The sequence below is a fragment of the Ruminiclostridium josui JCM 17888 genome (assembly GCF_000526495.1).
In the GTDB taxonomy this organism is placed as follows: Bacteria; Bacillota; Clostridia; order Acetivibrionales; family DSM-1351; genus Ruminiclostridium; species Ruminiclostridium josui.
Genome location: NZ_JAGE01000001.1, coordinates 2,469,667 through 2,493,494, shown reverse-complemented (window position 1 = coordinate 2,493,494; position 23,828 = coordinate 2,469,667). Strand labels below are relative to the sequence as shown.

Sequence of the window (23,828 nt, the reverse complement as noted above, 5' to 3'; positions counted from 1 at the left end):
GTGGTTTTAATGATCTCTTACATGCCTTTCACTAATAGAATTTGCTAAAACCGCAGAGAATATAGATTTTCAGATGTTTTAGAACTGATTAATTATGTCAAATATAATGGTTTTCTTACTCTGTCGAACCCCTATGTTTTTTACACTATCACCTATCGACATCACAAAAAAACCGTTGGAGCATTTTTTTCTATCCCTATTATTTCTTTGTGAGTATATCTAGTATTGTTAAAAGTATATAGGATGATTGAATCCTCTGATTTTTCCATCTTTTTAGTCAGTTCTATTTTTAGTTTTTTTAGATTTCCTTCAGTTATTTCCCCTTCAAAAACTGAATTCTGAACCCATGTCAAATATTTTCTGCATATTTTTAATGCTTTGCCTACTCTCTTCTCACCAAAATCATATACTAATATTACAAACACTCTACCACCTCGCTATAAAGGGTTCATAAACCTCTCCCTCTGTAATGTGCTTCTGTAGCTTGTATGCCTCTAATCTTATAAGCCTTTTATATGAAACCTTATTTTCAAGAGAAGGGTGTTTTATAGTAGTTTCCAATTTATCGTTTAATTCCTTAACAAACTTCATTCTGCCCTCATCCTTCAATATAATGCCACCTAAATCCTTGTTAAAATCTTTTGAAGTTATTATTTTTTTATTTATAACACTGAAAATTGATCGGTCGACAATAATTGGTTTAAAAATCTCAGCTAAGTCTAAATTTAAAGAAAACCTTCTATTATTTGTGGAATGTAGATAGCCAATTCTAGGATCTAAGTTTGTCTGGTATATCTGAGATAATACAATAGTATAAAGTATTGAATTTCCAAAGCTTATCAGGCTATTAATTTTATCTTTTGGAGGTCTTTTACTTCTGCTCGTATATGTAAATGCTTTATCACTAATTATTTTATTAAAACACTTATAATACTTTTCTCGTATATTACCTTCTATTGCCATTAGCTGTTCAATTGTTTCCTGACTATTTAGTAATTCCAGTGTTTGAAGTATTTCTTCTATTTCCTGTGATAAATCTGCATTTCTACTGTTATAATATCTTAGAACCTGAATTATGTTTTTAGCACTTCCATTAATAAATTGCTTTGCTATAAATAATCTCTTAACGTAATCAATATAAAACTCGCTCTGCCTAAGTGTAACAAACCCTGAATTGAGACATTCTCTTGGATAAAAGCTTCCCACATAATACTCATAATAATTGTAAAAATGCAGTACAATTTCATTTGTACACAAAAATTCCAGCAAGCTCTTATTAATATCTACCTCTCCAAAAATATAAATACTTTCGATATTATTAACGGGAATATACTTTTTCCCTTCGACACTTTCAAATAACAAAGTATTGTCCTTTCGAACAAGCCTCCCGCCATTAAAAATATAGATATCCTTTTTCATTGTAAATCACCGCCTTATGCATAGCAATATTCAAAATAGCCACAATTCTTACAATACTTACATTTTTGAGCTTTAGGGGGTTCCTCTTTTTCCATGATCAAGTTTATTTCGTTTACCATTTCGTTCAACATCTTAAGGCTTGAAGAGTCCAACAACACCTCATCCCGCCGTTTCTCTTCAGGATATAGCATTACGCCCTCAGCGTATATCCCTGCATCTCTAAGAGTTTTTAAATAGAATATCATCTGCCATTTTGAAGCTTCTTCATACCTTGATGATTTTTTTGTTTCGCCTATTACCAGCTTTTCTTTTGTATCAAGAATCACATCAAATTTAACAGAGCCAAAGCTTATCTCTTTTTTCTTTCTTGAAAATGAGTTTTCATGCAAAAATTTCCCTAAATCAATATTTTCATTATGTTGATCTGGAACAATATTTCTTGACATCAACCATACTTCTCTTTTGCAGATATTATAATACCAAATCAAGGTTCCATTAACTTCCACAAAATCACCTCCATCAAAAAGCACAAATATCACTTTTTACAGGTTATTATCCAGAAGCATCTAATACATAAAAGCATCTTTATTTTCAGAAATAAAGCCTGTAGCATTATAAAACTGTGAAACATTAGGTTTAGGAACAATTAAATATGGTGCATCAATATATGAGTAAACCTCATCAAATCGCCATGGCATATTTTGAACTAATTTATTCGTTCTGACTTTTACAGTATATTGGTTTATCAACTTATTTGTCTGTTTTATTTTATCTCTAATTTCATAGCTTTTATTTATTGAATATTCCTTCCTTAATTTGCAATAATTCTCTAAGGCCATTGATATATCGTCATCAATTTCAATTATTACATCCTGTACAAATTGCTCGTCTATAAGCCTGAACTTTGAAACTACCTCATAGTTCAGTTTTTCTATCCCTTCCCAAATTTCTCTGTCATAAGACTTATCCTCTAGCAATTCAGAATAATAGCTTTCAACTAAATCAACATATTCATTTTCCGGTATATTTCTATTTAAATATTTTTTAGTTTTATCAATTCTATAAAATTTGTATACTAGCGTACCCTTTCCGCTTTCAAATACATAGACTGGGCTGAAAGGGTTCTTTTTGCCATTTCTGTTTACTCTTCCAGCAACCTGAATAATTGATTCAAGAGGTGCAAGGTCTCTGTACCCTATATCAAAATCCAAATCAACTCCTGCTTCTATAGTCTGTGTAGATACAAGAATAAAAGGTACTCTATCCTTTATCAATTTCTGACATTCTTCAATAACTTTCTTTCTGTCCACACTGATTAAATTTGTAGACAAATATAGAACCCTATGGCCATCTTTAGTTAATTTATTATACAAATCTATGCTATAGGCTATTGTATTTACAACAACAAGAGCATTCTTATCACAAGGCTTTGTTTTATGAATCAGTTTAGCAATATCATCAATTTCATACAGCTTGTCAAAGCAAGGTATCAGCATTGTTCTTTCTAATTCCGTAAAATATCGTCTTTCATCCTGAAGCAACTCAATTGCTGACATTTTGCTATTGTCAAGAAGCATATTTGCGTAATCAATTATTTTAGGCTGAGTAGCAGTCATAAGAATAAACCAAATACCATAGTAATCAGAAATTTTCTTAATTACAGCCCCCAATAACGGATAATATTGAAAAGGAAGCGACTGAATTTCGTCCAAAACAACTATACTTCCCGACATTTTATTGAGTTTCATAAGCTTGTTGTTTTTTGCGGTAAGAATACTTTCGAAGAATTGCACAAAGGTTGTCATTATAACATTACTTTCCCATGTATCTGTAAGTAACTCCTTTTCATGCAAATTTGTCATGTCTGATTCCTTGTATTCTTTCATATTACTTAAGGAATGATGAACTAAAACATTTTTGAAAATACTGTTATAATCCTCCTTTGTTTGTTCGAGAATATTTACAAAAGGAATAGCTACAATTATGTTTGGTTCTACACCATATATATTTTTCAACCTTTCAGCTAGTCTTAGCTCGGCAGCCACGCTAGTAAGCGTTTTGCCGGCTCCTGTAGGTGCAGTAAAGGTGAATATTCTGGTACTCTTAAGCTCTTCATCAGAAAGCTTGTCTATAGTTTCAAGAACCTTGCATTTTATTTCATTTCGCTGTGTTTGCAGATTACTCTTTCGCCCTGCTGATTTTTTTAAAATATATGCATCTAAATTACTAATAGTAGGAAGCTTTTCTTGCTGTCTTCGATAAATCCCGGCAGAATCCAGTTTGTCAAAACATATGAGGGAAGAAAAAATGTATTGAAGTACAAAAAAGTGAAGGGAAGTTCTCCGTCTTATATTTGTCATTCTCATTTTATGATTAATTACAGCTTCTATTTCCTTTGCTTCAAACTCAGCCCTATTAGTATCAAGATACTCTACATTAAATGAATTTTCTCTTATTGTCTTAATAAAATTTTTGTATTGTTTAGTCAAATGATTCCAATTAACACCATCAATATATGTATTCAAACTTCCGTGATGATTTAATATTGCTATAAATCCTAAATAAATTAAATCCTTAGAAAATGTGCCTTCACACATTTTAACAAAGACAGAAGAGGATAAAAAAGAATGTGACTTTAATTCATTTTCTAAACCTTCAATTAAATAACTTTGAAAATACGTCGTGGCTTTCCCCACGTCATGATATCTTCCCACTATTAATAGAAGCCTCTTTAAATTATTCATCAATATTCCATCAAAGGACATGTAACACAGCTTGTCTGTCATTAAGCTTGATACATTCTCTAAATGTTCACTCAACTCTTGACCCTCTTGTTTGTCTCTGTCAAAATGTGCATACAGCATATATTTATCCTCATTTCACAAATAGATAGTTTTTATTTTCAATAGAAATATAATCTGTTCCATTGTGTAATACTGCTGAAACAGGCGTACCTAATAGGTTTACCAATAATTTTTTCTTCGAATCCTCCGTAATAAATCTGTTTTCATCAAAATCGGTAATGCTTTCCTCTTTTATCATTGAAAGTTCAAAAGCTTCTGAAATCTCTATACTCTTTAAGTATTCTAAATTTATCGCACCATAAAGCTCTAACATTTCCTCTGTACTTTGATGCTTCTCAGCATCAGTTACCTTTGCATTTTGAATCCACCCAATGCACTGAGCACTCCCTAATGCCATGCAAATACCTTTGCTTGAGTAATACCCAGTATCTTTGCACAAAAGTTTTGACAACTCATCTATAACAGAAGTCTCACTATGCCAAAATATAATTTTATAACTGACATAACCTGTTCTGATGTCTTTAGGTATTATAAACTCAGTGTCATTTTGAGTTCTGTTAGCAGCAGAACCGTTTAATTGGCTTATTCTCTCAACCTTTAGTAAATTCATTCTCTGTGTTATCTTTTTTATAGGTGAATTAACACAAATAGCAACTTTACATAAATCATTGGTAAACAAGTTATAATATGTATCTCTTTCATATCCAAGCAAACCAGCCAGTATACCTTTTATAGTAGCAACAGGCGGAAGCATATAAGATAATGCAGTTGAATTAGAATAATACTTTCTAAAATGAGCCATCTTACCATTTAGCTCAAAGGATAGGACTTTCATGTTATCACCGTCCTGATTTTATTTGCTCTAGCAAATCAATAGCTGCTGCATCCGGCAGTCCCGATACATTAACAAACTGACTGCTTTTCCACAGTATTACGTCCTTAACATAGCCTTTGCTCTTTAGCAAGTTCAATTCCTCCGATAATGCTGAAAAATCAACCTTTATATCGTTATTGCTTCGAATAGGTGCTTCATTATCATAGTTGGCTTTAACAAACCTTCTTAAATCGCCTAGATATCCGTCAAAATTTTCATCATAAATAACTTCAAGATACATCAATGGTATCTGCCCTTGCTTGCTGTGAGTAAGATTATTCATCATGGACTGCACAAGTGATTTCCTAAATACATCTAAATCCTCATCACTCATTCTTGTTTTCTTTGCAGCAAATTTATTCACGCTTCCACTGTGAGCAACTAGAGCATAATGTGCCTTATACATTTTTCCAAAAGTAGAGCTGTCATCATTCATTATTGTTACTATAGCATTTGATTTTACTAAATCCACAGGATGCAAGGAATAACCCCAGCTTAATTGAACAGGTCCTGTAAAGGTTTTAGTAATTCCGCCAACAGCCATTGCACTTCCAAATAATCTCATATCAATGTGATTATCTAGTATCGTATCAATTTTAACATCTGAGGATACATCCTTCCCATTAACTCCATATTTCTTAAGTACAGCATCAAGTTTCTTGTCCATAGTAACCTTGACTCCATTCATTGAAGCCACAAATATTTCATAACCCTTTTCCTCAAGGAAATCCCTACAATCCCTCTTTCTTCTAACATCACTAACCAGTAAAGTCTTGGTTTCATAATCCATTCTTGGCTTATTTTCTTGGTCTGGATCACCATTTGGATTTGTCATAGTACCCTCAAATAAGAATAAGAATTCACTATTGTTTACTATCATTTTCTTTTTCCTCCTCAGAATCAATATTTGCTTTTTTATAGTTATCAACGCAAAAAGCGTAGCCTGACATTATGTAAAATACATTCTCTTTCTCGTTTAGCAGTTTTACTGTTGACAAATCTCCAAAATTCAAATGCATTTGCTTTTGAAGCCTTTCAAACCACCAAAGATTTACAGTCTTTTGATACTGCCTTGTCTTTTCCAGTACATCTAAGTACATTTGAACCACTTCTTTAGCATTCATACCGCTAAAGGAAATCTTATCAAGTATTGGCTTTTGAGCATGTTGCTTTTTTGCTTGTGCCACACCAATCTGATAAATCATTGCTCCTAGATAAAATAAGCCCTTTGCCTCAGTTGAAAAGCCATTTGAATTTAAGAATGTCTCCATTTCAGCAATTTCTTCTGGCAAATCACCTGTACTTTTTGCTTCATTTACCACTTTAAAAACCTCCCTGTTCAATATATTTAGCTTTTGCAAGCTTTTAAATAGACAAATATAAGACATTACTATTTTCTTTATGTATTTGTCAGTATATCTGCAGTCCTTACTCTTCTTTTGTTCATTATAAAAGAATTCAAGACTGTAAAGATTCCTGTAATTCCTGAGTTCAGAGGATTTTAATTGCATTACACCTTTTTCCAAAGCTTCACATGCAAATTCCATTATTTCATTTTTGTAAATTAATTCTCCCTGAATAACAGCACTTATTAAATTGAGCACTCGCTTGATGTTTAGCTGTGTTCCCTTTTTATCTGCGCTAACTGGTACAAGCTTGTAAATATGCCCCAGATTAAAATACCTGAGATATTGACTCATAGAAAGTCTACTTTCCTCAAATACCTTTTGAATATACTTAAACTTAGCATTCGAAACACTTTCAATTGTTTTCTTGATAGAACAAGAATTTCCATCAGTTTTGTAAAAAATTATACTGAAATAAAAATGATTTACCTTTTGTTCTTCATTTATTTCTGCTATTAGTGCATCAAACCACTCCTGGGAGTCTTTTGTATTAAAAACAATATCAATATTCTTTTTGAGTTTCTCGCAATAGCCATATTCGATGTTTTCGTATAGCCCTTCAAACAGCAATACTGCATCCTCACCAGCTATTTTAGATTTCATTTCACTCATTGCTTTGTTTTCGCCCGATTTAAGCAAGCTTGCACATGAGCCACAAATTGAGAATACACTGTCAAATTTATTTTTATCAAAATTGGGAGCATAATTTATAGTAGTTGTAACAAAAGCTTTGCTTATACTGCTTCTAGAAAGCTTTCCACTGTATGCCACAGTATTTACATCATCACATACCTTATTACATATATGGCAAATATAATTCGATTTTGCTCCTTCTGATTGACCCTGAATTTGTTTTTCACATAGCTCCAGATAATCCTTGTGATTTGATATAACATATTTTGAATTGTTATAGATAATCCTCGGTATGACTAAACAGATTTTTTCTGCATTTTGAGCACCTATATAAGCTAAAAATAGTTTTTCTCCAGATGATTTTTCCTTATTAACATATATGTTTTTATCCTTTCCCTCTTTAGCAAATTCCACAATAAGAGTTTCATTATTACGAGAAATCACCTTTCCACAATTTACTCCATCAATATCAAAAAGCTTTAATTTTTCACAAACTTCGAGCATCTCTTTCAATTGACCATCTTCTAGGGAATCTAACAAGTTTTTAAAAACCCCCTTGCTTTTGCCAAACCAGTAGTACAAAATACTTGACGCATCTCTCACAGGATAGAACTGCACATTGGATGCACTATTGTTTCCAAAATAGTTATAATCTTTTTCACATGAAGGATAATATGGTTGAACATCAAACTCAATACAGCCTTTGTCAATATTCAAATCCAAAAATACATTAATCAAATCCTTCTTTAAATCCTTTGACGCAATCTTTATGCTCTTACCTAGCTTGTCATAAATTCCCCCTTCCGAGCTTCTGCCAATATCGGCAATCAGCAACGGCATGTCCATTTAAAGCACCTCCTCATTTTTAGGCAAAATAAAACCAAAGCCCTGCGAATTTTTACTGCCAAGTCCACTGGAAAAAGCCATTTTTTTCAAATCCAGTGAGCCTGATATCTTGAAGCTTCCACTATGTGCCTTTATAACAAAGCCCTTATAAATAACAATTTTCTCCATTATCCTTCCTATTGGCTTTATAGAAAAAGACAAATCCTTTGGCTCTTCATTATAAAATGCACAGTATTTTTTTATTAGATTTTTCCTGATATTTTCAGAAAATTCATCTTCATTTGGATTGTAATAATAGGTTTTCTTTTTTCCATCAGCAGAAAATAAAGTGCTGTAGACGGTTATAGGTGAAAGAGTTTTTACTTCCATTTCCTCTTCATAATTCTGAATGTCCTGTCTAAAAAATACATTTGAAATATGTGCTTGATTGTTACTTAGTCGCAGCTCCTTTTCACTGACAGCAAAGCTCTGAAATATGTACTTAAGGAACTCAGAATCCACACAGGATATACAAATTAAAATTTCTTCAGGGAAAACAAATTTTTTGGACTGCTTATCAATTTTTATAGGTCTCGTCAAAATATTTGAAAAGCAAAATAGCTTGAAATTACGGTTATTGTAGGTATATCCTTTGTTATGAATAAAATTTGAATATTCTTTGTCATTAATAAAGTTATACAGCAGTGCCTGTATTAAATGATTATATTGAAACGGTAACACAATATTCTCAGAGCTTTTAATGGTTAATTTGCAATACATAGTTGGTCTCCTTTTTTTTATACCCCAACCCACATTATATATTTTATTCCATTTTTTTTACAAGAACTTATTTAATTGCACCCAATAATTAAAATTAACTTGTAATGTAGAAAAAGACCAACTCCCCTATAATATAGAAAGTTAGCCTCTATATAGTTTACTAATTAATGCCTGAGTTCATAGCTCAATCTTAATGATAAACACATATTCACTTTGTTTATTATCTACAGAATCACTTATTATCTTAAATCCTATTAATTGCAATGTTCATAATTTTTAAAATCAGAACTAAAATTGTCAATTAAATTTTCGTTCAAAATAAGTGAACCAATTCTATTACTATACCCCTATTATTTACCAGAAAGACTTGACCCTATTTCCCAAAACCACAAAGGATCTCTAAAATAGTCACCTAACCATCACTGCATAAATATACATACTTTCTTTTTCAGTAACCCTAGTTAAATGGATAAGTTCCTGGGGGGTCGCTCATGACCTCCCCCCAGTTCATTTTTCTTAAAAATGTTTAAATTTTGGCATTGGAATTTTTGATTAAGAGACTCAAAACAATATACCACTTTACTTTTTATAACATTTATACATTTACTTAACTTAGAACGGTTGGCATTTATTACAGTCTTATCAAAATGAGGTTTCGTACTGTTATCTGTAATTTCATTAAGAATATGTACATCTTCCAAGACATCAATAGCATTTGCCTCTAGTTCTTCAAGGAATTTGTTCTCTTCGTAATTTTGCTCTCTGTTATCACGTTCCATTTCGTCAATGTATGGCGTGCATGCACGAGCCGGTTCATTAACTTCAGGTACTGAATAAGAAATATCATCCTGAATCGTTTCACTTTTTTCAAATTGGTCTTGATCCGCTTTGCTCTCAGCTTCATTTTTTGATATTTCTTCAAAATTACAAGGAACTATTTTATATAAATTTGAGGTTTGTCCTCCGTCCTTTCTGAATCGCGGAGTACGTTCTACTGCTCCATATTTACACAACTCTCTTATGGCTCTTTTTACTGTTGAGATTGATTTACCTACTATCTGAGCTATTCTATTCAGTGATGGAAAACAGGTTTGATTAGTATTATCAGCATGTTTGCATAGACACAGATATACGAACCTTGCACTTTGGGATACTATACTTCCTTTAAAACAAATACTGTCAAAAGCCTCATTCATATACATATTTATTTAAGCCTCCATTTTTTCTGTTGTAATTGATAAGGCCCCATGAAGTTTTATTCATGGAGCCTTGATAAATTAGAAAAGTTTAACCATATTATCATTTGTTTTCTCTTTGATATATTCCTGAAGTATTCTTTGGAATACTTCACTATTTACATTCTCTGCAAACATATCAGGAGTGTATTCGGTAAAATATACGCTGACATGCTTGTTTCCGAATAAATCAGCTAAGTGAGCTTTTTCATTCTCCGGTGTGAATGCAAGGCAAAGATTAATTTTGTTACAACCGTACTTTTGGAGCAGCTCTATTTTTTCCTTTATCTCATACAGCTCATATGGCTTGCTTGTACCACAGAGTATTGCTACATTACAGTTCTTTGTGAATTCTAATGCTCCTTCGTTGCTTTCATTCTGGATAACCCTGCTCATATCATTTATTACAAAGTTTACTTCTTCAGGTATTTCACTTTTAAAATACATTACACCATCACGCTCAAAGCAATTTTCCGTAACTGCTGTAAAACCGGGTGTAAAGTTTATTATCTTATCCAAATGCCCAAGTTCACTATTTAATTCTACCCAGGATACCGTTGCACCGATTGATTTGAGGATATTTGACTATCCCGTATACCTTCCCCATGCTTTCACCTACAGTTATTGAATTCTGCTTAATTTCCATACCAATAGGTGTGATGCAGTTTAGTAATGCTCCGTTCACAGGTATTTATTCAGTATTTTTTCTTGACATAGTTATTCCCTTTGTTTCAGCCGCCAGACTTTCAATGATCGGCATGGAAGCTCTGACGTCTGTATTTTCAATGTGAACATATGCAGGATTTGTAATAAGATTTGATAGCCGGATTATATCTTCCTCAATCAGGATCAGTTTGTAATTACTAATACAGAATGAAAATTAAGATTACATGCTGCCCATCAAAATCTTTGCTGAAAAAGCAAACTTCTCACAAATATTTTTACAACCGGAATTCCGCCTCCGGACCCAAGATGCTAATTTCGAAATTCTGGTAATATTTCCTTTTCCATAGCTATCACACATTTATATTAAAGAGTAATGTTAATTATAATCCTTCTCGAGTATGGACGACTCTTCCTATTTGATAAAAATGGTATATTTACCAAATTATACTAGAATTTGCTTTTCTCCTATGTTATACTTTTTTGCGAATAGTTTACCGTTCACTATTTGAGTATTGAATAAAAATTTAAAGGAGATTTTTAAATGAAAAACTTAGTAAAAAAGTTATTGACTTTTGTAGTTGTATTTTCAGTATTGTGCTGTTTTGTTACCTCTGCAGCAATATATCCAACACCATCACCGTCATATACGTATGACAGTATTTATAGCCTTGTAAGGAATGCCTCTATAAACAGTGGATGTACTCAAATGGTTCCACAAGGAATCACCTTTGCAGGTGAATATCTGTTGATCTCTGCGTGCTGTGAAGAATCCACTTCCAAACATAGGTCAGTCATATATGTTTTTAATGAAAGTGATAAATCCTATTTCGGAACAATCAAATTACCTGGTACTGCACACGTAGGAGGAGTTGCTTATGACTGCGATAGAAGTGGTAACATATGGGTTTCTAATGGAAAAGCAGTTGGATGTTTTAAATATTCTAAACTGGCAGATTGTAAAGGTAAAGTTTTAGAAGTATCATATAATAAATCAGTAGATTTGGCATATCAAGCTTCAACTATGTGTTATGACGCTGTGAACAATTATCTCTGGATTGGACATTACTATAACCCTAAAGATATAAACGAAAGCGAAGATGCTAGTGTACAAAAACCGTTTGCACGTTGCTATGCGGTAGGAAATAAGACATCAACCTCTCCAACGCTACCATATCAGTTTGAGATTAAAATTCCTGAAAAAGCACAGGGCATTTCAGTCAGAGGAGACAAAATGATGGTTTCAACATCATGGGGAAGAACCAATAATTCAGTCTTGTATTCATATAAATGGAATCAAAGCACAAGGACAAAGACAGAGATACGCCAGACAGAACTTCCTCCTATGGCAGAGGGTGTTGTAATGGGCACCACCTATGCATATATTGTCTATGAATCTGTATCACCAAAGTATTGTGAAAATCTTGATGGTAAAGGTTATTGTACATGGCCCGTACGTTATTTCGCTGCTTATAATATTTCTAGCTTTGGAATATAAGTAAACCTAATACCTGAGTTCTCTACATTTGAACGGGATGCAGACGGTTCAGGTATACTGTGTATAGAGTGTTACATAATCATGTTTGAAATTCATTATATACTAATAAATGAGGAACTCAGAAATGGGTTCCTTTTTATTATAGTTTGTCCAGCGGCAAATCTGCAGCACATTGCTAGTGTAAAATGCTTGTTTTACCATCAGCAGAATTGAAAAACAGTTAGCGGCGCTGGCTTATCAAGAAGCCCAGAATCAAAATACATGTCATCGCCGCCAACGCATAAACAAATTCCAATCTGCTTTGTATAGCAAATGCAGACGTTAAGCTTATAGACTTGAGGTATTCCGTTCTGTTTTTCAAAAAAGCACTGTATCATTACATAAAGAATTACTGCTTTTAACACAGGTTATTTACATTCTGTATTACAAACCTACACCTGATTATTTTTCTTTTAAATCCTGTCTGCACTCTTCACAAATGTGCTTACCCTTGTATATGGTAAGATTTTTGACATTGTTGCGGCCTTACATGCCACATTTTCCCGCTGCCGGAATACTGAATTGTAGGGGCGGACTGTACATACAGGTATTGATGATATACATTGGGGTCATAGTGTCCCTTTCCGTCCGGTATTCCGGAAAACTTATTTACTGAAGTAAAGGTTTTATACATCCAGTCTTTTAGTTTCTGGACTGTCTGTAGTGTGTAAATATTCTTTTTATTGTATGCAGCTTCATTATATGTGCTTGTGCTAGCCACAAGCCTTTTATTTACTTCATTTTTATCATTCCAAGGCTCCTTTATCCAATTTCTTTCCCTAAAAGTAGTTTCTGTTGCTACATTTATCATCCACATATTACTAAATACTTCTCCATTTACATCAAATCCCATATACTTCCACTCGCCCCGATTAGTCTTGCATTTATCTCCGTGAGTTTCAGGATTCTGCTCCTTTCCCTTGCAGGAGACTCCCTCCGGCTTTAAGAAATATCCACCATCATAATAAATATCAGGTTGCTTATTGTCTAAATCACTATGTATCTGATAACCACATTTAAAATAGTTTCCCGAAACACTTTTATAGTTTCCGTACACAACTAGGTTCTTTTGTACAAACAATCTATAGTTGAGATAGTATCCACTTACCTTTAATGGTATAGTAGTTCCATTGATAAGTTTTGGTAGCTGATTATTCTTCTGATAGCTGTTATAAGTACTCTGGTCAAAAAATTCCATGCCCCCATTTTCGTATTTAAGGGATGTATAGTTTCCTGCTGCATTTATCTTGAAAATCACAGGAAAAAATGCAATAAAAAAAGCTGTACACATTATCATGCACAGCACCTTAACTAATCTATTATTCAATTAAATCACCTTCTCGAATTTTAATTTAATTTTAACATCGTATCCTTGGTTATAAAATCCTTAGCCCATACTTGGAATTTGAATGCATCACCATTAATTCCTGTTGTACCATTGCCTCCGCCTACGTATATCTGTCGGTTGTTGAGAAAATACACTCCTTCTTTCCAGTCAGCACCTTTCACAGCAATGTTTAAATATTGGTCATGTATCTTCTTGGCCTGCTCATAGTCTTTACCGAACCAAAGCTTCAGTAGTTCATATACGTAGTTTTTCAAATCCTTATTGTATTTATCAACCTCATAACTTGATATCTCATAAAGCCAACCGTCACAGTTATCATACAAGCTTTCTTTTTGTCCCTTCTGTATTTGGCTTCTTTGAGTAGCTATTCCCATACCATTTAGAGGTAAAATAGTTCCATTATTATAGTTCATATACTTTTTAAAGTGATCCTCACCATTAAAATAGTTTACTGCAAAGCTTTTGTATTTCTCACTGAAAGTAAAGTCTATCTTCCCACCTGTTATAAGGTTACGGTTGTTGTACATTGTTTGAGCTGTTTCCCATATCTCCATCATTGGAAACAAACCTTTATACAGAGTGTATTCCTTGTTTTCGTAGAAACCTGCGGATTCATTGTCATATGCGCCATTGTTGGCATTGCTGTTTGTCCATTTAAAGCTTTCACTTGACGATGGAACGCTTTCTACTCTCTCCTTTTTGTCCAGCAGCTTTATTATTATTACCAATGCTTCGGCTCTGGTAAGAGTACCTTTGGGATTGAATTTGTTGTTACTGCCTGTCAAAAGCCCTACACGATAGCAGTCTATTACATCCTGAAGGTATTTGCTTGTTATACTAGGGTAATCTGTCATTTTAAGCTTCTGGTAGCCTGCATATACGTTGTCAAAAAAGCCTTTGTCACCCTTGGATGGGTATGGGTCGCTTCCCTTTACAAAGTAGTCCTTTGGAACAGTTTCATATTTTCCCAGGGTTCTTCTTGCTAGGCTTGCCGCAAGCTCACGGGTAATAGGTTTTGTGAAATCTGAAATTTCGTCTTTTAACAGAATACCTTCTTTTAAAGCAATGTCAACGAAGGGTATGTAATATGCCAATCCTTGAGGTAATTCAGCTCGATACCCTATTGCTCTCATAAGCATCAAAATGTACTGTCCTCCCAGTAGTTTATCATCGGGTCTGAAGCTTCCATCAGGAAAGCCTGATATTATTTCAAGGGCAGATATTTTTGATATGAAATTCCTGCCCCAGTGATTTTTAATATCCGAATACTTAGCCAGTTCAGTATCCAGACTTGCTTGTGTCAGGCTGTTGTATTTGTCAATCAAAGGCTTCATTCTCATACCTATTGATGTATCTTCTTTATTATCAGCCAAGGCCGGAAAAACTCCAAGAAGTATAAATGAAATTACTAAGATAACCGATATAGCTTTTCTTAGGTTGTTTTTCATACGCTCTATTCTCCTTTATAAATGTAAAATACTTGAATTTAAGATTGGTTTTATAGTTTACTTTTTAATCAAACTTGGTATAATATAATTAAGGTGATTGAATGTCCACAAGATGTGGCAGTCACTCAAAATGGTTAAAAGTTAATTAATCACTCTGTGTGCGAGACAGGGTGATTATTTTTTTCCGTTTTTTGTTATTGAAACAATTACGGAGAGTAATGTAAGCAGTACCATACTAAAGCCAAACATTAAGCTTAATGCTTCAAATGTACTCATTACTGTCACCCCCCTTCTTTTGTAAGAAGTGGAGTGACTACCACCCTGTTTACATCCAATCACCTTAAACTTGGTGATTGAATCTATTTACTTTATATGTATATTTTACCATAAAAGTGTCTCAAATCAAGTATTTTCAAGTGTTTCAGGGATTTTCGCATTTCATTTCAGTATCCCCGGAACTGATTTTTTGCATGTTTTTTATTTTACCACCCCACAATCTCATGTGCCGCACTCCGGATATTTGCTGTATCATCTATAATTCCTGACATAGTGTATCTAGCTTTACCGGCATTTATTGTAACTACAACGGAAGGTCGCAGCACCTCAAACTTAAAACCTGTTTCCGGATCAGTAAAACTTTTTGGATATGTTGTATTTGAATCATCAAAAAAGTATGCTTTATATGTAATTTTCTCCTGCCAATAACTCCCCCCAAAGGATTGAGGTTTTCATCGGTCTTAAGCATTGACTTTAATACTGCCTTTATGGCCTTATGCCCTTCTGTCTGGTTAAATACTATTTTCCCCTCACTTTCAGCCTGTAAATTTGTGAACATTGTTGCTGCTACTGATGCTTCTTCTGCTACTGTTCTTAACTGGTTATAGTGCATATGGTTCAGGTTGTAATCATGGCAGAAAAGCCAACAATCAAGCCGAAAAAGAAGGCTGCTATACCGAAAAGAAAAGCCTTCATGGCGCCAACACCTCACTTAACACAAAACCTGCTCTTTTGGCAGTAGTTTGATTTTCGCTCTCAGATATTCCCCAATACGCCGGAACTGCAACTATTTTTCTAATTGGAATCCTGATATCGTAGTATATTGCTTCCCTTTCGTCAAATCCATTCGTCCTGTATTTCATGGTCGTTGTTACGTTAATATATATATCTCCATCAGAAAGATCCGGAAATTCTTTCATCAAATCTGATTTAAGCTTATCTATAGTTGATTGCTTGAAATATCCGTCTAATCTTGCTGTTTGTGTTGCAACATACACTATGTCAGAGAACCTTTGTATCCTTCACAACGGATTTCATATATGGATTTAAGCCTTTTTTGTGACCTTTTACCCGGAAGCTGAACCATTTCAAAGAGAAAGTTAAAACTGTTTGCAACTCTTAACATCTGGTAGTCAATGTTTCCTCCGTATACTCCTTGAATCTTGTTGGCTATGTCATAGCAGAAATCCTCCGGATTTGACAAGTGAGCAGTTATCTTCAAGCGGTTTGTCCCTTTATTGGCTGCCTCAACTGCAATGTATGCTGTGTAGCTATCTCTGACTTCCTGAACAACCATGTAGTCTTCATCTGACTTAAGTATTTCCGATGATAATTCAAAGAGTTCCTTTCCTCCTGCAATCAACGACATGATAGGAGCTTTTGGCATTACTTCGTGTATACGAATTTCAGGGTCTGTCTGTATAAGGACTCCCTCCAGTTCAGAGTCTTCACATAACTGCCATGTTAACAGCATGGTGGATTTTCCTGAACGAACAGGGCTTATAAATGCTACTTTAGCACCGCATTTCACAAGTGCTTCCAGTGCCGGTACCAATTCAATAGGAATAGTACCTCGTCTGGCTTGCTCTTCAAAAGTCAAAACCTTTACTACATACTTTCTGAATACCATAACGGATTGGCCGTCAATAACCCTCCTTCCGGTGTACACGGTAACACGCTCTCCTGAATACATATAAAGCTCTGAATAGTTCTCATTGGCTCTTTTGGTTTCATCACCCAGCATAAAAGCCTGTCTTAACTGTTCAAACCTTTTCTTGCTTATTCTCTGCTCTCTTAGCACTTGTTTACCATCTATAAGGAAAAATATCCTATCACCTATAATATTTGCCGACGAGCTTTCCGGCATGTCCATCCACTCCGCAATACCCGCTATCCCCCAATTTTCATGAAATATTGCATCAACCAGGTTTTTGTACCATGAAGGATATCCTTCACTTTCAAGCCTGTTAGCTTTTAAATATTCCCTAATTTTATCCTTCAGGTAATTTACTTCTGTGGGTTTTCCAAGTATGGCCTTTCTGTGTCTTTCTAAAAGTAGCTTTTGGTTATTCTTGTTCTGCTCTCTAATCCATTCCTCATCAATGCGTTTCTTTATTCTGGAGCAAAGTAAATGAAACCTTGAATTGTTATCCAAAGCTCCGTAGCCTAAGCCTAAGTTCTTTTTTCTCCTGTTCCGAGATCTGTTCAGAAGTTCTTCCAAGTCGAATTCCTTCATTTTGGTATAATCAGAACTATCCTTGTTATTTATATCTCCTTCCTGTTTTAACATTTGTTTTTAGTATTAGTCATAAAAACCTCCTTATATAGCAAAAGAACCTACCAAACGGTAAGTTCTTTTACTTAAAATTATTTAATTATATATTAGCAGTATAGTTGGTATTAGCAAGTATTTGAGCTACTACTTCAGCTAAATCATCATCGTCAATCCTTCCATTTACCACCTGGTCGGTATCATATTTGCTGCTATCCGTGTCAACTGCGGCACAACCGTAATACCATGCAGTAATACCTAAATCCAAAAGAGTATATTCACCATTACGATTGACGTCCTTTGGACCTTCTATCAATATTGTCTTTTCACCACAGTTTTCCTGTGAAATATCCATTTCCAGAGTAGCGTTGTCAGCAATACGTCCGTTAGTAATATCAATCTTTGCTTCACCTTTATCTATGGTTTTGAACTTCAACTTTAATAATACTTTATCACCATTTGCAGCATTGGCTTTACCTAGACACGCAGTTATGTACCTTTTAATCCCGACAGCGATATCATCCTCTTTATAAATCTTCATCCCATCGGCATTTTCAGCACTTATAAATTGTAATTTTGAAGTATCATAAGCTATTTTCAAATCTTCGGCACATATGTTTACAGCGTTATGGATTACTATGTTTGCGGTTATTTCGTCTCCAAGCTTTGCTTTGTCAACTGAGGTTACTTCAAGGGTTATGGCTGGATTTTCAGGTGTTGCAGATACTTCATTTGAATTTTCACTTTCACCGGTTTCGTTTATAGCAGATACGACATAATAATATGTAGTTCCGTTGGTAACATCAGTGTCAGTATATTCTGTTGCCATTATATTACTTGCAATTGTCTCATATGGACCACCTGAAGTTTCGGAACGTTTTATGTTATAACTAGTTGCACTATCCACAACTTCCCATGATAAATCAACTTTTTCATTGCCGGATAAAACTGTCAGTTTAGCTGGTGGTTGAGGTAAAGAATATTCCGTGTCATACTCCTCCACCGTATTAAGATAATTACCGTTATATCCACCTATGGCATAGATTTTTCTTGCCACTACGGCTAATTTATGAAAGTTTCTTCCGATGGACATTGAGGCCTTGCTCGTCCATGTATCTCTTAAAGGGTCGTATTCTTCCACTGTATTAAGATAACCACTACTGTTACTGTTACTTCCACCTATCACATATACCTTGCCATCTACTACGGCTACTTCATGTCTAAACCTTGCTATAGTCATTGGTGCCTTGGTTGTCCATGTATTTGTTGCAGGATCATATTCTTCTACTGAATTAAGATAACCACTACTGTTCTGTCCACCTATGACATATATTTTTCCTCCTACTACTGCCACTTGATGATATTCTTTTGCAGTTGGCATTGTTGCTCTGGTAATCCATTTATCTGTTGCAGGATCGTATTCTTCCACTGAATTAAGATAGCCACTACTGTTATATCCACCTATCACATATATCTTTCCATCTAATATGGCTACTTCATGATCATACCGTGGTACAGTAATTGCTGCCTTATCCGTCCATGTATTATTCCCGACTGCAAACACAGATATACTTGAAAGCATGAACATAAAAGTAAGCATAATACTGCTTAAAAATATAAAACCTTTTTTCATGTTTTCCCTCCTTAAAATTTTTTTATATGCACCTGATCAGATCCTATGCCAAAAATTATACATTATTGTAAAAATAAGTAAAAGATTGTTTTTATAGTATCTAATATTATATTCTGGAAGTTTAGGTGTTTATTAATTAAATTTGAAGCTGCCCTTGCTTTTTCTCTCGGTGATTCTGTATTCATCCACCGCTTGCTGATTTATTGTCCTGTGGTTATATAAGCCGTATCTATCAAACTGGGCATGGTCAGTTGGAAAATTTATGTGATATAGTTATTTTTCTATCTACTGCTTCCTTTTCAGTCTTAAAGCCACTACGTTCAATCTGTTTACGTTTTCCATCTGCTTTTCCTAATTCTACTCTGAATGACCATGATGCTCCTTTTTCTTACGCTACACTTCAATACTCTCACCCTACCTCCCTAAAATCATCCATACCATTTCTCATTGATGAGAGGTCTGTCAATAATTTTTCCCACACACGATTGTTCAAAAAGCACCGTAACCCTATTCCCTTCTAGTCTACACCCCATTTGTGGGAAAAGTTCTGAATTGTGGGCTAATTTCGATGAATTTCCCACCGTTTTCCCACAAAAATAAATACATGCTAAAATAATCAAAAGTACAAAAAAATACAATCCTTAAAATCAGTTTCGTGTACTGTAGCCCAAAAGCCTTAGTATTCAACGGTTTACCGATAGTAAGAATTGTATTTTTTATATCATATTGTACTAATTTTTATTTAAAATATCTGTTCAATAAGCCCTTAAATCCTGCTCCGTGTCTTGCTTCGTCCTTACACATTTCATGAACTGTGTCGTGAATTGCATCAAGGTTAAGCTGCTTTGCACGTGTTGCAAGATCCTTTTTGCCTTGGCATGCGCCAGCTTCGGCTTCTGCTCTCAACTCTAGGTTTTTCTTAGTGTCAGCATGAACTACTTCTCCAAGCAATTCTGCAAACTTTGCAGCATGCTCAGCTTCTTCCCATGCAGCAAGCTTGTAAAAAGCACCGATTTCAGGGTATCCTTCACGCTCAGCCTGTCTTGCCATAGCAAGGTACATTCCAACCTCTGTACATTCTCCCATAAAGTTTGCTCTCAGGCCTTCAAGTATCTCTGGATCAACGCCCTGTGCTACGCCTATTCTATGTTCATCAGCCCACTGTGCTGATGTTTCAGACTGCTCAATAAATTTTGTCTTTGGTGCTTTACACTGAGGACAAGCATCAGGTGCCTCATTACCAGTATGTACATATCCGCAAACTGAACAAACAAATTTCTTCATAACTAAAAATCCTCCCAATATAATTCTATATTTTATTTTAATATGAAATTTTATCGACAGTTATATATGTACCCTAAAGAAATAGCTTTAAACAAAAAATTTATTTAATCTTTTTGGGAACTTAAATAATATTTCTATGTCTAATAAATATGATATAAATTCGAAGGGAGTATCGTACTATGAAAAGCAAAAGAATAATAGCAGGATTATTTGCAGTCACAATTATATCACTTTCATCTGCTCCATCTTTAGCAAATTACACAGAAAATCTTAATGCAGTCAATATTTCTGAGCAAACAGATACAAGAGAGAACCAAGTTACCTTAAGCTCTTTTACTGGTACAGTTAAGGAAATAACTGATTATAAAGGCGTGAAGGGCTCAAAGTTTGCTCTGGTTGAAGATCAGAACGGAGAACAAGCAAACCTGATAATATCCAGCAATACATACGTAATTAATAATGAAAAAATTGAAGTTGGAGCTCTTATCACAGGATATTATAATGGGAATGCACCATCACTAATGATTTATCCTCCACAATATAAAGCAGAAGTTGTTAATGTTGCCAGTAGTAAAGTTCAGTGTATAAAAATTGACAGGTTCAATAAAGATTTAATCAGTGCTGATAATATGTTAAAACTAAATATTTCTAAGGAAACAGAAATAATATCCCAGGATGGAAAAGCTTTTGGCGGTGAACTTGCAAACAGAAATCTCGTAGTGCTTTACGGCATTTCGACCAGAAGCATTCCTGCCCAGACAACTCCGGATAAAATAGTTGTATTATTTGAGAAGGTTGTTGAACCTACAGACAATGAAGAAGCTATACTAAGCGGTAATATCGCTTCTATGAATATAGTTGTTAACAACAAAACAATTGAAGCTCCTTCAGCATACACAAATAAAACGGGTACAGTTATGGTTCCTGTACGTGCAATTGCTGAAAGCTTGGGATTTGATGTAAACTGGGACGGTAAAACGAGAACTGTAATGCTAGGTAAAGGTATTTTTATGACTATAGGTAAAGATAACTACATATATATGAGAACTGCACCCATTCAACTGGGAACAGCCCCTGAAATTATAGATGGAAAGACCTTTGTTCCCCTAAGCTTTTTCAAAGATGTTCTTCGTTTGAAAACTGTTAATGTTACCGCCTCTGACATCGTAATAAGTGATTAGGAAATAATGAATATTTTCATATACAGCCAAGTGGGACAGGTTCGTTCCCCTTGGCTGTTTTTTAGCACGGATTAATATGAACTACCGCATCTTTTACTCCTTTAATATCCTTTACCTTTGCCTTAATCGTACCGGCAATTTTGTGACTCTCATTTACGGACATTTCTCCGTCTACAGACACTTTTATAATTAATATAAAGCCCTCTCCCACCGGCTTTGCATTGATAGAATCAATATGGTCAACTCCATTGATGCTTTGAATCAGATTAAGTGCATTTTCCTTAAAGGCAGGGTCCATATTAGTATCCATGAGAACCTTAAATGACGAAATAAATATTTTGATTCCGGTATAAAAAATCCAAAGAGAAATGAGTATACCTACAGCACCATCTACCCACACAAATCCAAAATACCCCATAACAATACCAAGAATTGTACCGGAAGTAACAAAGACATCGTTTCTGTGGTCTTCAGAATTTGCAATGACAAGAAGGTTATCCATTTTCTTTCCAACACGATTGGTATAAATAAATAATGAAAGCTTAACTACAATAGTAATTATCGCTGCGGCTATCAGAAACCATGATACGGTGAAGGACTCCCTGTTTAATATTGAGGATAGTGAATTTTTAAAAATTGTAAATGAAACAAACATAAGAGATATACTAATAATCATTGAAAAAATGTATTCCGCCTTGCCATGTCCATAAGGATGATCGTTATCTTCGGGCTTGCTAGCAATACTGTTTCCTACAAGTGTCATAACCGAGGCAAAAACGTCTCCGGCGCTGTTAAAACCATCAGCAATCATAGCCTGGCTCCGGCTTAAGAAGCCCGCTGCAAGCTTTATGGAAAGAAGAAAAATATTTGCCGCAATACCAAGTATCGCAACAAGCCGGGTAATTTTGAACCTATCCATATAATAACCTCTTAAAAATAATATTAAAATAACTGGGACAGTAGATGGATAACCAGGCCTGCCAAACCACCTATTACCGTTCCATTAATCCTGATATACTGCAGGTCAGCTCCAACCTGAACCTCCAGCTTATCCACCATGTCTTTTGTCTCCCAGCCTTCCATGGTATCGTATATAAGAGAACCTATTCTGTCGCCGTATTGGGAAACTATGCTTTCAATGCCGCCGATTACAGAATTATCAATTGTTTCACGAAGTGTGTCGTTATTATTTATTCCAACGGCAATCATATCAATAAGTGCACTAACTTTTTCAGTAAGTTTAGCTTCATTTTCAAAATATGAATTCTTGTAAGCAACTGTTACTTCTGTCAGCATATTTACAACTTTAGTATAAATATCGGAATTCAATATCTGTCCCTTGAGTATCTCTCCTTTTTCAATAAGCTCCTGAGAATTTTTCATATCATCAATAAGCTTTGGAATAACAGACATCAGAAGTTTGTTAATTTCAGCCTCGTCGTTTGTATCTATCTCTTCAATCTGTCTGATTAAGAACTCAAGTATTTTACGATAAACTAAATCCCCAATAAATGGCAGAGCAAGAGTTTTATTTATTCCCCCAAGTACAAGAATTGTCTTGTCTTTATTGTCATTAATAAATTTGTATGTAGCATTAAGAAGTCCCTTTACAAGAGGCTTATGATAACCTGATTCAACAAGTGGAGTTAAGCTTTTACCCAACAAAGGATATAGACTTATCTCCTCAGCTTTGGTATAGAGCTGTGCTTTAATAAAGTTACCGATTTTTTCATCATTTATAAAAGAATCCGCCAAAAAAGGAAGTCTCACAACTATGGCTTTTACAATCATTTCTCTGTTTTTTTCAACATAGTCTGAAATAGTTTTTGAAATACTCACCTTGTCCAGCTTTGCCTTAATAATCTCAGGTGTAAAAAAATTGGACACTACAAAGTTTGACAAAGCCTTGGCTATTCTTGATTTGTTATTTGCAATAATGGCCGTATGTGGAATAACTCTAAGTCCTAAAGGGTGTTTGAAAAGTGCCACAACAGCAAACCAGTCCGCAAGAGCACCTACCATTGAAGCCTCTGCAAAGGCTGCTATAGATGAATACAGAAGGCCTCGGCCCTCCAATCCTCTGAAAATAATAAATACAATAGTCATAAACACTAATAATGACGTTGCAATAATTTTCATCATTATTAATTTTTTTCTAAGCTTTTCATTTTCATCTGTATAAGTGTACTTTTCCATATCAAAATCTCCAC

At 34.6% G+C, this 23,828-nt stretch carries 21 protein-coding genes and 2 pseudogenes; 2 read left to right on the top strand and 21 right to left on the bottom strand.

Features of this window, described 5'->3' with window-relative positions; all coding sequences use genetic code 11:
• Window positions 1–161: 161 nt before the first annotated feature.
• From cas2 to K412_RS0111420, 10 genes are all read right to left on the bottom strand, one after another.
• Window positions 162–425 carry a CRISPR-associated endonuclease Cas2 gene (cas2, locus tag K412_RS0111465; protein WP_024833242.1) on the bottom strand — a complete coding sequence of 88 codons (264 nt, stop codon included), beginning with the start codon at window positions 423–425 and terminating at the stop codon, window positions 162–164.
• Window position 426: 1 nt separating this feature from the next.
• Window positions 427–1,419 (bottom strand): type I-B CRISPR-associated endonuclease Cas1b, encoded by a 993-nt coding sequence (cas1b, locus tag K412_RS0111460; RefSeq protein WP_024833241.1) that lies wholly within the window; start codon window positions 1,417–1,419, stop codon window positions 427–429.
• A 14-nt stretch (window positions 1,420–1,433) separates the two neighbouring features.
• Entirely contained in the window at window positions 1,434–1,925 is a 492-nt protein-coding gene (gene cas4 / locus K412_RS0111455) for a CRISPR-associated protein Cas4 (RefSeq protein WP_024833240.1), read from the bottom strand.
• A gap of 60 nt (window positions 1,926–1,985) precedes the next feature.
• Entirely contained in the window at window positions 1,986–4,283 is a 2,298-nt protein-coding gene (locus tag K412_RS0111450; RefSeq protein WP_024833239.1) for a CRISPR-associated helicase/endonuclease Cas3, read from the bottom strand.
• Window positions 4,284–4,293: 10 nt separating this feature from the next.
• Window positions 4,294–5,058: a CRISPR-associated protein Cas5 gene (gene cas5 / locus K412_RS0111445; protein WP_024833238.1), complete on the bottom strand. Its 765-nt coding sequence runs from the start codon at window positions 5,056–5,058 to the stop codon at window positions 4,294–4,296.
• A gap of 4 nt (window positions 5,059–5,062) precedes the next feature.
• A complete protein-coding gene (gene cas7b, locus K412_RS0111440; protein ID WP_024833237.1) occupies window positions 5,063–5,977 on the bottom strand; it encodes a type I-B CRISPR-associated protein Cas7/Csh2 in 915 nt (304 codons plus the stop codon).
• Complete coding sequence (locus K412_RS0111435; RefSeq protein ID WP_024833236.1) at window positions 5,961–7,982, bottom strand: TM1802 family CRISPR-associated protein; 2,022 nt, start codon at window positions 7,980–7,982, stop codon at window positions 5,961–5,963. The genes cas7b and K412_RS0111435 overlap by 17 nt, the downstream gene beginning before the upstream one ends.
• Window positions 7,983–8,741 carry a CRISPR-associated endoribonuclease Cas6 gene (gene cas6 / locus K412_RS0111430; RefSeq protein WP_024833235.1) on the bottom strand — a complete coding sequence of 253 codons (759 nt, stop codon included), beginning with the start codon at window positions 8,739–8,741 and terminating at the stop codon, window positions 7,983–7,985.
• Between the two features lie 461 nt (window positions 8,742–9,202).
• The gene (locus K412_RS21365; RefSeq protein WP_051461026.1) at window positions 9,203–9,943 is read right to left on the bottom strand and encodes a helix-turn-helix domain-containing protein; all 741 of its coding nucleotides are present in this window, start codon (window positions 9,941–9,943) and stop codon (window positions 9,203–9,205) included.
• A gap of 75 nt (window positions 9,944–10,018) precedes the next feature.
• On the bottom strand, window positions 10,019–10,495 hold the full coding sequence (locus K412_RS0111420; protein ID WP_024833233.1) for a hypothetical protein: 477 nt from the start codon (window positions 10,493–10,495) through the stop codon (window positions 10,019–10,021).
• A 688-nt stretch (window positions 10,496–11,183) separates the two neighbouring features.
• Here K412_RS0111420 and K412_RS0111410 point away from each other — a divergent pair.
• Window positions 11,184–12,137 carry a hypothetical protein gene (locus K412_RS0111410; protein ID WP_024833231.1) on the top strand — a complete coding sequence of 318 codons (954 nt, stop codon included), beginning with the start codon at window positions 11,184–11,186 and terminating at the stop codon, window positions 12,135–12,137.
• 520 nt (window positions 12,138–12,657) lie between these two features.
• On the opposite strand, the pseudogene K412_RS0111405 reads toward K412_RS0111410, so the two are convergent.
• The 9 genes and pseudogenes from K412_RS0111405 to K412_RS0111375 all read right to left on the bottom strand — a co-directional run.
• Window positions 12,658–13,503: pseudogene (locus K412_RS0111405) on the bottom strand (Athe_2463 domain-containing protein); the annotation flags it as partial.
• 20 nt (window positions 13,504–13,523) lie between these two features.
• On the bottom strand, window positions 13,524–14,972 hold the full coding sequence (locus tag K412_RS0111400) for an S-layer homology domain-containing protein (protein ID WP_024833229.1): 1,449 nt from the start codon (window positions 14,970–14,972) through the stop codon (window positions 13,524–13,526).
• A gap of 174 nt (window positions 14,973–15,146) precedes the next feature.
• On the bottom strand, window positions 15,147–15,248 hold the full coding sequence (locus K412_RS22745) for a putative holin-like toxin (RefSeq protein WP_004621604.1): 102 nt from the start codon (window positions 15,246–15,248) through the stop codon (window positions 15,147–15,149).
• A gap of 304 nt (window positions 15,249–15,552) precedes the next feature.
• Window positions 15,553–15,960 (bottom strand): hypothetical protein, encoded by a 408-nt coding sequence (locus K412_RS20710; RefSeq protein WP_242835610.1) that lies wholly within the window; start codon window positions 15,958–15,960, stop codon window positions 15,553–15,555.
• A complete protein-coding gene (locus K412_RS20705) occupies window positions 15,941–16,246 on the bottom strand; it encodes a hypothetical protein (protein WP_242835608.1) in 306 nt (101 codons plus the stop codon). Before K412_RS20705 ends, K412_RS20710 begins: the two co-directional genes overlap by 20 nt.
• Window positions 16,246–17,538, bottom strand: a complete 1,293-nt coding sequence (locus K412_RS22190) for an ATPase (RefSeq protein ID WP_242835606.1) — start codon at window positions 17,536–17,538, stop codon at window positions 16,246–16,248. The genes K412_RS20705 and K412_RS22190 overlap by 1 nt, the downstream gene beginning before the upstream one ends.
• Window positions 17,539–17,623: 85 nt before the next feature.
• On the bottom strand, window positions 17,624–19,153 hold the full coding sequence (locus K412_RS21360; RefSeq protein ID WP_024833228.1) for a Kelch repeat-containing protein: 1,530 nt from the start codon (window positions 19,151–19,153) through the stop codon (window positions 17,624–17,626).
• 247 nt (window positions 19,154–19,400) lie between these two features.
• Window positions 19,401–19,517 (bottom strand): annotated as a pseudogene (locus K412_RS23050) (Arm DNA-binding domain-containing protein); the annotation flags it as partial.
• A 374-nt stretch (window positions 19,518–19,891) separates the two neighbouring features.
• Complete coding sequence (locus K412_RS0111375) at window positions 19,892–20,437, bottom strand: NADH peroxidase (protein ID WP_024833227.1); 546 nt, start codon at window positions 20,435–20,437, stop codon at window positions 19,892–19,894.
• A 179-nt stretch (window positions 20,438–20,616) separates the two neighbouring features.
• On the opposite strand from K412_RS0111375, the gene K412_RS0111370 reads away from it, so the two are divergent.
• Window positions 20,617–21,618, top strand: a complete 1,002-nt coding sequence (locus tag K412_RS0111370; RefSeq protein ID WP_024833226.1) for a copper amine oxidase N-terminal domain-containing protein — start codon at window positions 20,617–20,619, stop codon at window positions 21,616–21,618.
• 61 nt (window positions 21,619–21,679) lie between these two features.
• Here the strand turns inward: K412_RS0111370 and K412_RS0111365 are convergent, their stop codons facing one another.
• Window positions 21,680–22,537, bottom strand: coding sequence for a cation diffusion facilitator family transporter (locus K412_RS0111365; RefSeq protein ID WP_024833225.1), 858 nt, complete (start codon window positions 22,535–22,537; stop codon window positions 21,680–21,682).
• Between the two features lie 23 nt (window positions 22,538–22,560).
• The gene (locus K412_RS0111360) at window positions 22,561–23,814 is read right to left on the bottom strand and encodes a DUF445 domain-containing protein (protein WP_024833224.1); all 1,254 of its coding nucleotides are present in this window, start codon (window positions 23,812–23,814) and stop codon (window positions 22,561–22,563) included.
• Between the last annotated feature and the right edge of the window lie 14 nt (window positions 23,815–23,828).